Raw genomic sequence first — 12,729 nt, 5'->3', positions numbered from 1 at the left:
ATGTACGATATTATTATCATAGGAAGCGGAGCAGGAGGAGCAACCATGGCTTACCGATTGGCAGACAGCGGAAAAAAAATTCTTATTATTGAAAGAGGTGACTATGTACCTGTAGAAAAAGAAAATTGGGATTCTGTAGAAGTTTTCCAAAAAAACAGATATACAACCACAGAATTGTGGCTTGATAAACATGATAAGCCGTTCCGTCCAGGGATGCATTATAATGTTGGCGGAAATACCAAGTTTTACGGTGCTGCTTTATTCCGTTTAAGAGAAGAGGATTTTAAAGAAATACAACATTATGGAGGGATTTCACCGGCTTGGCCTATTCAATATCAAGATTTAAAGGGTTATTATCTCGAAGCTGAAAAGCTTTTTCATGTTCATGGCAAAAGAGGTTCAGATCCGACGGAGCCTTTTGATGAAGAGCCATATCCTCATCCGCCTTTACAGCATGAACCAAGAATTCAGGAAGTGGTTGATGAATTGATTAATTATGGATGGTACCCGTTTGAACTGCCCATCGGAGTGAATTTTAAACCTCATGAAACAGCAAATGCACCCTACACATTAGACCGGTTTGATGGTTTTCCTGATGCTGCGGAAAGAAAAGGAGATGCTCACCTTTGTGCGCTCGCAAAAGCATTGGAATATTCAAATGTAGAACTAATGACCAATACAAAAGTTTTACGGCTTAATACAAATGAGCAGGGAAACAGAATCTCCGAAATTGTTGTAGAACAAAACGGGGAAAACAAAACGCTGACTTCTGATCTGGTTATTCTTTCTGCAGGTGCCATCAATTCTGCTGCAATTCTTTTGGAAAGTAAAAGTAAAAAATTTCCAGAGGGTCTTGCCAATTCATCCGATCAGGTCGGCAGGAATTATATGTTTCATCAAAATTCTGCATTAGTGGCGCTGTATACAGAACCCAACCATACAAAATTTGGAAAAACATTCGGGATTAATGATTTTTACCATGCTAATAAGGGATACGAATTTCCGCTAGGCCATATTCAAATGTTAGGAAAATCAGACGAACATCAGATTAAAGCCGACAGCCCGATTGCTGCACCAGGTTTCACTTTTGAATTAATGGCTGAACATGCAGTAGATTTTTGGCTGACTTCAGAAGATTTACCAGACCCGAAAAATAGAGTCACTGTAGAAAAAGGACAGATTAAAATTAGTTATACTTCTAATAACCAAAAAGGGCATGAATTTCTAAAATCAGAACTTATTAAGGCATTAAAAGCTTCCGGAAAATTCAAGTCATTTTTATTTAAAGGAATTTATTTCAGCAAAGGAATGGATATCGCATCACCGGCTCATCAAAACGGAACTACAAAAATGGGTATTGATCCTAAAACATCGGTAGTTGATACCAATTGCAAAGCCCATGATTTAGAAAATTTATATATTGTTGATGGCGGATTTTTTGTATCCAGCGGAGCCGTAAATCCTGCGTTGACAATTATCGCAATGGCTTTGAGAGTGGGAGATTATCTTAAAAAACATGTTTTAACATCATGAATTCCAGAATAGCCCAGATCATTATCATCTTTTTATTGGCTTTTTTTACAGGAGTTAATTTTGTTGTGTTTCCTGCTTTGGGAACGGCTTTTACAGATTCTTCACTCTTTGGGCTTTCATCATCGCAGTTTGGGAATTTATTTATTCCCCAGGTGCTATGTATCATTATTGCATGTTTAGGAGCTCCGTTTTTAGTCAATAAATCAGGTCCCAAAATAGTTTTAATTGTCGGATTATTATTAATGATTGTATCTACGGGAATTTTATGGATGCTTCAATATGTTATGAATGATAAATCTTTATTATTTCCTGTGTTATTGGTTTTGGTGGCGTTTACAGGTTCAGGTTTTGGGTTTTCTATCACCACTTTAAACCCCTTAGCAGCCAGTCTATTTGAAAATAATAAATCTTCCGCGATTTTGATATTACAGTTTTTGGTAGGATTAGGAACCTCAACTTCTCCGATGATGATGAATTTAATAGGGAACGTTAACAACTGGATGTGTGTTCCAGGGTGTATATTTATCTTGGTGACAATAATTTTTGTATTGTTTTTATTTTTAAAGCTAGAAAAGGGGACATTTTTTGAGCTTCCTGATCATTTTAAAATTCCTTCAAAATTGTGGATATTTTTTATTGCTATTGTTTTGTATGGGTTTATTGAAGGAACTTTTGGCAGTTTTGGAGCAATAATTCTCAAAAATCAAGGGCTTGACAATAATAAAGCCAGTTTAGGGCTGTCATTATTTTGGGGTGGGATTGCCCTAAACCGTTTACTTTTCGGAATTTTCTCAAAAAATAATGACTTGTCTTACCTTTTTCTTTTTTCTCCTTTGCTTGTTGCCGGATTACTTTTATTATTATTAATATTCCCAAATGTCAATATCATCGTATTGATGATGTTTTTAATAGGTTTTTTTATGGGAAGTATATTTCCGGGATCTATTGGTTGGGGAACGGTGGAATTTCCTACGCTGTCAGTCCTGGTTTCCGGATTTCTGATGGCGGCCAACCAAATCGGGACAGGGATTATTACTAATGTTCTGGGAAGCTTTTCGAATCAGACTAATATCATTTTGCGGTTTTTAATGATTTGTATGATTGTTATCTGCGTTTTACTTTTTTACTTGAAGAGAAATTCGAAAATAAAAGAGGCCTTCTAATTAATTCGCTTTTGAATAGAAAACCTGATAGTTTTAATGGCTAAATTTCTTAATTTGGAAAGATAAAGCTATGTATGCAAATACCATTTCAATCTCTACGTTGTTTTGGATAAATTTTCTTCTTTAAGCTGAGAAATCGTTGTTCACTGAAATGCAAAAAATTCGATACATAAATCACCGTATACATATTTCGGAGCCCGAAAAAAATAAATAAAATTTAAAGTAAATAAAACTTTATCAGCCCTGCCTTAGATGAAAATCCTTTCTTACCTTACATCAATATTTCTGAATAATCCACTCCGTACATTTGTATCATAAATAATCACAATATGAAAACAGTATATCATAAAGCAGATACAAGAGGCCATGCCAATCACGGCTGGCTAAACAGTTATCATACATTTAGTTTTGCGAATTACCAAAACTCTGAGAGAACCCATTTTGGAGCATTGAGAGTATTAAACGATGATACTGTTTCCCAGGGAATGGGGTTTGGTACACATCCTCACAAAAATATGGAAATCATTTCCATTCCTTTGGAAGGTGATTTGGAACACAAAGACTCAATGGGAACGACAGCTGTTATCAAAAAAGGAGAGATTCAGGTGATGAGCGCAGGAACAGGCGTGATGCACAGCGAATACAACAAAAATAAAGATGAAGCTGTAAAATTCCTGCAGATCTGGATTTTCCCGAGAGAAGTGGATGTTGAACCACGATACGATCAGAAAAGCATTAAAGAAGGCAAAAAAATCAATGGTTTTCAGCAGATTTTATCTCCAAATAAAAATGACGAAGGAGTTTGGATTTACCAGGATGCATGGTTTAACTTAGCCAATTTTACGAAAGGAAACGGCAAAAACTATATGCTCAACAAAAAAGGAAACGGAGTTTATGCTTTTGTTTTAAAAGGAAGTGCAAAAATAGGCGACAGAGTTTTAAACGAAAGAGACGGTTTGGGAATTTGGGACACCCAAAGTTTTAATATCGAAGCGGTTGATGATACAGAAATTCTTTTAATGGAAGTTCCTATGGAATTACCTTCTTACCTTAAATAATAATTAAATTTGTACAATTTTAAAATCAAGATAATATATAATGAAAATTTTAGCAATAGCAGGAACGAATTCCGAGAATTCAATGAATAAGCAATTGGTAGCTTATGCATCAGCAATCTTTGAAAATGCAGAAGTAGAAGTAGTAGATCTAAACCCTTTTGAAATGCCGATTTACAAACACGAAAGAGAGTTAGCGAATGGAGTTCCGCAGGAAGCAAAAGATTTTGCTGCAAAAATTGACGGGGCAAACTTATTACTGGTTTCGTTGCCGGAACACAATGGAACGTACTCAACAGCATTCAAAAACGTGTTTGACTGGGTGTCAAGAATCAAAGACAGAACGGTTTGGAATGAGGTTCCAATGTTACTCATGTCTGCTGCTCCGGGAGCAAGAGGCGGGGCTGGAGTTTTGGAAGCCGCCACAAAGCGTTTTCCTTTTCACGGCGGAAATATTGTAGAAACTTTTTCGCTTCCTTTCTTTAATGATAATTTTGATAAAACAGCTCAGAAGATTTCCAATGAAGAGAAAGACAGCGAATTAAGAGAAAAAATCCAGAAGATTTCGGCTATAGAATCTATCCTTGAAAAATAGGTTTGAATATTAATTTAAAATTAATATCTTTGCAAAAAGAAAGAAGATGAAAATTCAGACCTCCCATAAAGAATGCTTTTCCAAGAAAGGGAAAATTGTGGGCTCTGAAATTCTGAGATAAAATACTGGCCGATAATCTACTAAGATTGTCGGCTTTTTTGTTTTCTAAATTTGAATAAAAGTTTGAAATAAATTTCTAAAAGTAGACATGAGCAACACATACAAATCAGCAGGAGTAGACAAAGAAGAAGGATACAAAACCGTTGACAAAATCAAGAAAGCGGTTGGAGAAACTCACAATTCCAATGTATTGAATCATTTGGGGAGTTTTGGGGCTTTCTACGAGATCGGAGGGTATAAAAATCCTGTTTTGGTTTCAGGAACCGATGGAGTGGGAACGAAGCTGAAAGTAGCTTTAGATTCTAAAAAATACGATTCTATCGGAGTAGATTGTTTTGCGATGTGTGCCAATGATATTCTTTGTCATGGTGCAAAGCCTTTGTTCTTTTTAGATTATCTGGCTTGCGGAAAATTAGATTCTGAAATTGCGGCCGAAATCGTTTTAGGTATGGTTGAGGCATGCAAAGATAATCACTGTGCACTGATTGGCGGTGAAACTGCTGAAATGCCGGGGATGTACCAGCCTGGGGATTATGATGTTGCAGGATTCTGTGTAGGAATTGTAGAAAAAGACCAGATTATTGACGGTTCTAATATCAAACCAGGAAATAAAATTATTGCTCTTCCAAGTTCGGGTTTTCATTCAAACGGATTCTCTTTGGTAAGAAAAGTGTTTCCTGATTTTGAAGAAGAATTTGAAGGAAAACCTTTGTATGAGACACTTTTAGTTCCGACAAGATTATATTATAAAGATATTCATAAAATTCTTGAAGAAGTTAAAGTTTCAGGAATCGCTCATATCACAGGAGGCGGATTATATGAAAACATTCCAAGAATTATCGGTGACGGATTATGTGCTTCGATTGATGCTTCAAAAATCAAAATTCCAAGCATCATGCTCGAATTGGAAAAAAGAGGTGGCGTAGCTCGTGAAGAAATGTTCGGAACATTCAATATGGGTGTGGGAATGATTGTGGTAGTTGATGCTGAACATGCTGAAAAAGTATTACATCTTCTGGATGATGCTTACGAAATCGGAGAAATCACAGAAGGAAGCGAAAAGATAAATCTTTCAATATAATAATTTATCAATGTACCGGTGTGCCAATTAAAATTATTGTTACATTGATAGACTGATACATTGTTACATTCATAAACATGAAAAATATCGTTGTACTCGTTTCAGGTTCAGGAACTAACCTTCAAAGGATTATCGATACCATTGATAACGGAGAAATCCGCAATGCAAAAATATCTTTGGTGGTTGCAGACAGAGAATGTTTCGGACTTGAAAGAGCAAGAAATCATAGCATAGAAAATATTCTGATTCCGAGAGGGAAAAACTTCAGCAGCGAATTGAGTAAAATTATCCCTGAGAATACAGATTTGATTGTATTAGCCGGATTTTTATCAATTTTAAAACCCGAGTTTTGCGAAAACTGGATCGGAAAAATAATCAATATACATCCTGCTTTGCTTCCAAAATACGGAGGAAAGGGAATGTGGGGACATCATGTTCATAATGCTGTGATTGAAGCTAAAGAAAAAGAAAGCGGAGCTACAGTACATTTTGTAACTTCAGGAATTGACGAAGGGGAAGCAATTCTTCAAAAATCATTCGAAGTCACAGAAAATGATACTCCCGAAACCTTAGCGGAAAAAGTTCATTTAATTGAATATGAAATTTTCCCAAAAGCCATCAATAAAATTCTTGGTAATTAAGAAGAAAACACATTAGATTTTGGATGAGAAAATATTTCGAAAAATTTGAAAAATCTAAGTAAAATAATAAAACCGGAGGTGAAAGAACCGGTTTACAGTTTGAAATAGCTGTAAAAAGTAAAAAATCGAAAGTAAAATGAGCAAAAAAAGAGTTTTAATCAGTGTTTCTGACAAGAGCGGATTAATAGAATTTGCGCAGTTTTTGGAAGCCCAAAACTATGAATTGATTTCTACGGGAGGGACATTCAAACACTTGAAAGATGCTGGTTTAAATCCAATTCAGATTGATGAGGTTACCAATTTCCCTGAAATGTTAGACGGAAGAGTAAAAACATTGCACCCGAAAGTTCACGGTGGATTGTTGGCAGTCCGTTCAAATGAAGAGCACATGAAAACGGTTCAGGAGCACGGAATTGGTCTGATTGACATGGTTATCGTGAACCTTTATCCCTTTTTCGAAAATGTAAACAAAGATATTTCTTTACATGAGAAGGTAGAGTTCATCGATATCGGCGGCCCTTCAATGCTTCGTTCTGCGGCTAAAAACTTTGATTCTGTTACGGTCATTACTGATGTTGAAGATTATACAACAGTAAAAATAGAAATGGAACAAAACGGCGATACATATATTGAAACACGTAAAAAGCTGGCAGGAAAAGTATTCAATCTTACCTCTGCTTATGATGCAGCTATTTCAAGAATGCTTTTAGATGAAGAATATCCTAAGTATCTCAATGCATCTTACAAAAAAGTTTCTGATCTTCGATACGGTGAAAACCCACATCAGACGGCAGCTTATTATGTTTCTACTTTCGAAAACGGTGCCATGAAAGATTTTGAACAATTGGGGGGTAAAGAATTGTCTTTCAATAACCTTCGTGATATGGACCTTTGCTGGAAAGTAGTTACTGAATTTAAGGAAGAAATGGCCTGTTGTGCAGTAAAACACTCTACACCCTGCGGAGTTGCTATCGGAACTTCGGCTTTGGAAACATATCAAAAAACTTTCGAATGTGATCCGGTTTCTATCTTTGGCGGAATTGTTGCAATGAACTACAAAATTGACGCTGCAACAGCTGAAGAATTAAATAAAACATTTCTTGAAATCGTAATGGCTCCTGGATTTGACGACGAAGCTTTAGAAATTCTAAGAAAAAAGAAAAATTTAAGAATTATAAAAATTGTTAATCCGGTTTCTGACAAACAGGCTTGGGTGAAAATCGACGGAGGAATTTTAGTTCAGGACAACGACAGTATCTTCTCTGATGATATTAAAGTGGTAACTGAAACTCAACCGACAGAAGAGCAGAAAAAAGCATTGCTTTTCTCTCAGAGAGTAGTAAAATATGTAAAATCTAATGCCATTGTTGTTTCAAACGGAATTCAGGCTTTCGGAATCGGAGGGGGCCAGGTAAACAGAATCTGGGCAACTCAGCAGGCCATTGAAAGGGCTAAAGAAAAATTTTCAGGAGATCTAGTATTGGCTTCTGATGCGTTTTTCCCTTTCCGTGATGTGGTAGATTTCTGCGCTCAGGAAGGAATTACAGCGATTATTCAGCCGGGAGGAAGTGTAAAAGATCAGGACAGCATCGAAGCGGCAAATGAGCATAAAATTCCGATGATGTTCACTGGGATTAGACATTTTTTACATTAATTAAAATAGAATTAAAAAATAATTTTGAGATTGTATTTATAGCATTCAAAATTATATATTTGTAAAATTAGACTAGATAATAAATAAAGTATGAGAATATTAATCATAGGTGAAGGTGGAAGGGAATCTGCTTTGGCAGCGAAACTTCAGAATGACTCCAGAGTTACTAAAATGTTTTTTGCCAACGGAAACGCAACTACCGATGTAATAGGAAAAAATGTGCATTTATCAGAGATTAAAGAACTTAGAGATTTTGCTATCAAAGAAAAGGTAGATTTAACTATCGTGGGTCCTGAAGCACCGCTTGTAGCTGGTTTGAGGGATGAATTCAAGAAGCATGACCTTAAAGTTTTTGGTCCGAATCAAAAAGTAGCCAGCTTAGAAGGAAGCAAGGCTTTCTCTAAGAAATTTATGCAGACCTATGATATCAAAACAGCAAAAGCTGTGGTATTTGATTCATATAACGAAGCTAAGGAATATGTTCAGACGCAGGAATTTCCTTTAGTAATTAAAGCTAGTGGTTTGGCTGGCGGAAAAGGTGTTGTCATTTGCGATACTTTGGAAGAAGCGGAAGCTACCATCCATGATTTTATGATTAGAAGAATTTATGGAGATGCGGGAATTCGTTTAGTTATCGAAGAATTTTTACAAGGTTTTGAGGCTTCAATCATTGCTTTCTCAAACGGTGAAAAGATTTTCCCTTGTATTGCTGCTAAAGATTATAAAAAAGCAGGAAACGGTGATACGGGACCAAATACAGGAGGTATGGGTTCAGTAGCTCCAAGCCCTGAGTTTACCCCTGAACATTATGCGGATTTCGAGAAAAATATTTTAGAACCAACCGTAGCAGGACTTAAAGGTGAGGGTTTCAGCTTTAAAGGAATTATTTTCTTCGGATTAATGGTTACAAAAAACGGAACTTACCTTTTGGAATACAATATGAGATTCGGAGATCCTGAAACTCAGGTATTGATGGCTTTAATGGAAAACAACCTGTTAGATGTTATCAATGACTGTATGGAAGGAAGAGACATCGAGCTTAAGTTTAAAGACGAAAAAGCAGTTTGCCTTGTTATGTGTTCAGGAGGTTACCCGAGAAATATTGAGACAGGTTTTGAAATCGTGGGCGAAGATAAATTAAAGCACAGCAAACTTTTATACGCAGGAGCTGTCAGAAAAGGCGATAAAGTAGTTTCAAACGGGGGTAGAGTTCTAAACATCGTAGCTACGGGAGCGACTTATGAAGATGCCCGCAAGAAAGTTTACGAAGATGCAAGCCATGTACATTTCGACTACGGCTTCTATAGAGAAGACATCGGAAAGTTTTAATAAAAATCATGAAAAAAGATTTGGAGCAGTTCCAAGTCTTTTTTTGTAAAACGTTTAAATGAGCAGTAAGCTTAAGTATTAATAATAATTCAAAAAATGAACAACGGTATCATCATATTAGACTTCGGATCACAATACAATCAGCTTATCGGAAGAAGAATCCGTGAGATGGGTGTATATTCTGAAATTTTACCATTCAATACACCATTAAAAACTATTTTAGAAAAACAGCCAAGAGGAATTATCCTTTCAGGCGGACCAAGTTCTGTAAATGCAGAAAATGCTCACTTAGTTGAGAGAGAGTTATATGAGCAGGGAGTTCCTGTGTTGGGAATTTGCTATGGAATGCAGCTGACAGCGCACCTTTTGGGCGGAAAAGTTCACAAAGGAGTAAAAGGGGAGTATGGAAAAGCCCATTTAGATATTATTAAAGAAAGTTCTTTATTACGAGGAGTTACTCAGAATTCTATTGTTTGGATGAGCCATTTTGATGAGGTTGGAGAATTACCTGCAGGTTTTGAATTAAATGCAAAATCCGGTGTAATAGCTTCAATTTCAAATGAAGATAAAAAAATCTATTGTGTACAGTTTCATCCGGAAGTTTCCCATACGGAAGAAGGAGGAAAAATGCTGGAAAATTTCGTTTTCGGAATCTGTAATGCAGAGAAAAACTGGAAACTGGCTAATTATATAGACAAAACAATCGCAGAAATCCGTGAAAGGGTAGGAGATCAAAAAGTCATCCTTGGACTTTCAGGAGGGGTTGATTCTTCTGTAGCAGCAGTTTTAATCCACAGAGCAATTGGTGATCAATTGACTTGTATCTTTGTAGACACAGGTTTATTAAGAAAAAATGAAGGTCAGAAAGTAATGGATAATTATGGAGAACATTTCCATATGAACATTAAATTGGTTGATGCTTCTGAAAGATTTTTATCAAAATTAGCAGGCGTTGATGATCCTGAACAAAAAAGAAAAATCATCGGAAACGAATTTATTCATGTTTTTGATGAAGAATCTCATAAAATTGAAGGAGCTAAATTTTTAGCCCAGGGAACAATTTATCCTGATGTAATTGAAAGCCAGTCTGTAAACGGACCTTCTGCGGTTATCAAATCTCATCACAACGTTGGTGGGCTTCCGGAAGAAATGGAGTTTGAATTGCTTGAGCCTTTGAGAGAATTGTTCAAAGACGAAGTAAGAAAAGTAGGGGAAGAATTGGGGATTCCTCATCATTTGGTACACAGGCATCCTTTCCCCGGCCCGGGATTAGGAATCAGAGTATTGGGAGCTGTTGATGCTGAAAAAGTGAGAATTTTACAGGAAGCTGATGACATTTTCATTGAAGAATTATATAAAAATGATTTATACGAAAAAGTTTCCCAAGCTTTTGTAGTGCTTCTTCCTGTAAAATCTGTCGGAGTAATGGGAGATGAAAGGACTTATGAATACACGGCTGTAGTTCGTTCCGCCAATACCATCGACTTTATGACGGCAACCTGGAGCAGACTTCCTTACGAATTTTTAGATACCGTTTCCAGCAGAATCATTAATGAGGTAAGAGGTATCAACAGAGTAGCTTACGATATTTCAAGTAAACCGCCGGCAACTATTGAATGGGAGTAATTTATTTTTATGATTATACTCATAGCATATTATTGTATTTGCATGTATATTTGTAATTCGAAATAATTTTTTTTTCATCATTTGTGTTTTTAGCCTCCCGAAAGGGAGGTTTTGTTTTTTTTCTGCATTTTTTTATTACATTTAAGTAAAATTACATTAAATGCAAATAGAAACCAGAACCCTGACAGTTCAGGATTATGAAGAATTGGTAGTGACGATGAAGCGTGCTTATCCCCAAATGTCTGAATCAATATGGTCTAGGAAAAGTATTGAAAAACTGACAAGAATATTTCCGAAAGGCCAGATTTGTATCACTGTAGACGGAAAATTGGCGGCTGTTGCGCTTTCAATTATTGTTAATTATAATGAATTTGGAGATGATCATACCTACAGCGATATTACCGGGAATTATACATTTAATACGCATCTCTCAACCGGGGATGTCCTGTATGGGATCGAGATTTTTGTAGACCCGGAATACCGAGAATTACGGCTTGGAAGAAGATTATATGATGCAAGGAAAGAATTGTGCGAATTATTAAATTTAAAATCAATCGTTTTAGGAGGTAGAATTCCGAATTATCATAAATACAGCCACGAACTTTCACCCAGGGAATATATCAGAAGGGTAAGGGATAAGGAAATTTATGATCCTGTGTTATCTTTTCAACTATCCAATAACTTTCTACCAATAAGAGTTCTTAAAAAGTATCTTCCTGAAGATGAATCTTCAAGAGAAAACGCGGTTTTGCTACAATGGAATAACATCTATTACAGCAAAAAGCCAAATACCATGCAGGACAGTATCATCCGGCTGGGATTGGTACAATGGCAAATGAGGCATTTTAAAGATATTAATGCCTTCTATGAGCAGGTAGAGTTTTTTGTAGATGTAATGGGGGATTATAAATCAGATTTTGTATTATTTCCGGAATTATTCAATACACCTTTACTGGCACCATATAACAAACTTTCTGAAAGGGACAGTATGATAGAGCTCGCCAAATTGTCTGAAGAGATTAAAAATAAAATTTCCGAATTGGCTATCAGCTACAATGTGAATATTATTTCGGGAAGCATGCCTGTTTTTGAGAATAATGACCTTTATAATGTAAGCTATCTTCTTCACCGAGACGGTAGGATAGATGAATATAGGAAAATTCATATTACACCCAACGAAAGAAAGTATTATGGAATGAAGGGAGGAAATGAAATCAAGGTTTTTGATACAGATTGCGGAAAAATAGGACTTGTTATCTGCTATGATGTTGAGTTTCCTGAGTTACCTAGAATTTTAGCAGATCAGGGAATGAAAATTTTATTTGTTCCTTACCTCACAGACACACAAAATGCATACATGAGAGTGAGACACTGCGCGGCAGCCAGAGCGATTGAAAATGAATGTTATGTTGCGATTGCAGGGTGTGTGGGAAATCTTCCGGGTGTTAACAATATGGATATCCAGTTTGGCCAGGCGGCCGTTTTTACGCCTTCTGATTTTGCCTTTCCATCCAACGCGGTAAAAGGAGAGGCAACTCCAAATACCGAAATGACATTAATTGTGGATGTAGATTTGAATCTGCTTAAAGATTTACATTATAATGGTTCAGTTCAGGTGATGAAAGACAGACGGAAAGATTTGTATGAAACCTATCTTAAGTAAAAAAAAGGCCCGGAATGTTTTACATTCCGGGCCTTTTTAATTTATCATAATACTATTTATGATGAATAACCTTATTAAATTCCATAAAATCTTTTTCATTCAAATGGTATTTGTCTTTGTACAAATTTATATATTCAAATATTGAAATCAAGAAATCTCCGTATTGTTCAAGAGTCAACTGATATAAATTTTCCGGATTAAATTCAATATACAATTTTTCTAAAATTTTTCTTATAATAACATCTTTTTCTTCCATATAATTATTATTT

11 protein-coding genes are annotated in these 12,729 nt (G+C 36.0%); 10 read left to right on the top strand and 1 reads right to left on the bottom strand.

Annotation, left to right across the window (positions count from 1 at the left end):
• From ACM39_RS12995 to ACM39_RS12950, 10 genes are all read left to right on the top strand, one after another.
• Positions 1-1,533: a GMC oxidoreductase gene (locus ACM39_RS12995; RefSeq protein ID WP_048511461.1), complete on the top strand. Its 1,533-nt coding sequence runs from the start codon at positions 1-3 to the stop codon at positions 1,531-1,533.
• Positions 1,530-2,696, top strand: coding sequence for an MFS transporter (locus ACM39_RS12990; protein ID WP_048511460.1), 1,167 nt, complete (start codon positions 1,530-1,532; stop codon positions 2,694-2,696). Before ACM39_RS12995 ends, ACM39_RS12990 begins: the two co-directional genes overlap by 4 nt.
• Positions 2,697-3,025: 329 nt before the next feature.
• Positions 3,026-3,754, top strand: coding sequence for a pirin family protein (locus tag ACM39_RS12985; RefSeq protein ID WP_048511459.1), 729 nt, complete (start codon positions 3,026-3,028; stop codon positions 3,752-3,754).
• Positions 3,755-3,794: 40 nt separating this feature from the next.
• Complete coding sequence (locus ACM39_RS12980; RefSeq protein WP_048511458.1) at positions 3,795-4,346, top strand: NADPH-dependent FMN reductase; 552 nt, start codon at positions 3,795-3,797, stop codon at positions 4,344-4,346.
• Positions 4,347-4,554: 208 nt separating this feature from the next.
• Positions 4,555-5,547 carry a phosphoribosylformylglycinamidine cyclo-ligase gene (purM, locus tag ACM39_RS12975; protein ID WP_048511457.1) on the top strand — a complete coding sequence of 331 codons (993 nt, stop codon included), beginning with the start codon at positions 4,555-4,557 and terminating at the stop codon, positions 5,545-5,547.
• A 77-nt stretch (positions 5,548-5,624) separates the two neighbouring features.
• Positions 5,625-6,188 (top strand): phosphoribosylglycinamide formyltransferase, encoded by a 564-nt coding sequence (gene purN / locus ACM39_RS12970; RefSeq protein ID WP_048511456.1) that lies wholly within the window; start codon positions 5,625-5,627, stop codon positions 6,186-6,188.
• Between the two features lie 136 nt (positions 6,189-6,324).
• Positions 6,325-7,842, top strand: a complete 1,518-nt coding sequence (purH, locus tag ACM39_RS12965) for a bifunctional phosphoribosylaminoimidazolecarboxamide formyltransferase/IMP cyclohydrolase (RefSeq protein WP_048511455.1) — start codon at positions 6,325-6,327, stop codon at positions 7,840-7,842.
• Positions 7,843-7,932: 90 nt separating this feature from the next.
• Positions 7,933-9,171: a phosphoribosylamine--glycine ligase gene (purD, locus tag ACM39_RS12960; protein WP_048511454.1), complete on the top strand. Its 1,239-nt coding sequence runs from the start codon at positions 7,933-7,935 to the stop codon at positions 9,169-9,171.
• Between the two features lie 96 nt (positions 9,172-9,267).
• Positions 9,268-10,797: a glutamine-hydrolyzing GMP synthase gene (gene guaA / locus ACM39_RS12955; RefSeq protein WP_048511453.1), complete on the top strand. Its 1,530-nt coding sequence runs from the start codon at positions 9,268-9,270 to the stop codon at positions 10,795-10,797.
• A 160-nt stretch (positions 10,798-10,957) separates the two neighbouring features.
• Positions 10,958-12,460, top strand: coding sequence for a carbon-nitrogen hydrolase family protein (locus ACM39_RS12950; protein WP_048511452.1), 1,503 nt, complete (start codon positions 10,958-10,960; stop codon positions 12,458-12,460).
• Positions 12,461-12,512: 52 nt separating this feature from the next.
• Here ACM39_RS12950 and ACM39_RS12945 read toward each other — a convergent pair whose 3' ends face one another.
• On the bottom strand, positions 12,513-12,716 hold the full coding sequence (locus tag ACM39_RS12945; RefSeq protein ID WP_048511451.1) for a hypothetical protein: 204 nt from the start codon (positions 12,714-12,716) through the stop codon (positions 12,513-12,515).
• Positions 12,717-12,729 lie beyond the last annotated feature (13 nt).

Source organism: Chryseobacterium sp. FH2 (assembly GCF_001045455.1).
Lineage (GTDB): Bacteria > Bacteroidota > Bacteroidia > Flavobacteriales > Weeksellaceae > Chryseobacterium.
The sequence above is the reverse complement of the archived record's forward strand: the minus strand, read 5'-3'. Positions and strand labels throughout refer to the sequence as shown.

What these genes read in the sequence shown, in the direction of transcription:
- purD (WP_048511454.1), top strand. Translation starts at nt 7,933, where the DNA reads ATGAGAATATTAATCATAGGTGAAGGTGGAAGGGAATCTGCTTTGGCA.
- purH (WP_048511455.1), top strand. Translation starts at nt 6,325, where the DNA reads ATGAGCAAAAAAAGAGTTTTAATCAGTGTTTCTGACAAGAGCGGATTA.
- ACM39_RS12985 (WP_048511459.1), top strand. Translation starts at nt 3,026, where the DNA reads ATGAAAACAGTATATCATAAAGCAGATACAAGAGGCCATGCCAATCAC.
- ACM39_RS12980 (WP_048511458.1), top strand. Translation starts at nt 3,795, where the DNA reads ATGAAAATTTTAGCAATAGCAGGAACGAATTCCGAGAATTCAATGAAT.
- ACM39_RS12990 (WP_048511460.1), top strand. Translation starts at nt 1,530, where the DNA reads ATGAATTCCAGAATAGCCCAGATCATTATCATCTTTTTATTGGCTTTT.
- purN (WP_048511456.1), top strand. Translation starts at nt 5,625, where the DNA reads ATGAAAAATATCGTTGTACTCGTTTCAGGTTCAGGAACTAACCTTCAA.
- purM (WP_048511457.1), top strand. Translation starts at nt 4,555, where the DNA reads ATGAGCAACACATACAAATCAGCAGGAGTAGACAAAGAAGAAGGATAC.
- guaA (WP_048511453.1), top strand. Translation starts at nt 9,268, where the DNA reads ATGAACAACGGTATCATCATATTAGACTTCGGATCACAATACAATCAG.
- ACM39_RS12945 (WP_048511451.1), bottom strand. Translation starts at nt 12,716, where the DNA reads ATGGAAGAAAAAGATGTTATTATAAGAAAAATTTTAGAAAAATTGTAT.
- ACM39_RS12995 (WP_048511461.1), top strand. Translation starts at nt 1, where the DNA reads ATGTACGATATTATTATCATAGGAAGCGGAGCAGGAGGAGCAACCATG.
- ACM39_RS12950 (WP_048511452.1), top strand. Translation starts at nt 10,958, where the DNA reads ATGCAAATAGAAACCAGAACCCTGACAGTTCAGGATTATGAAGAATTG.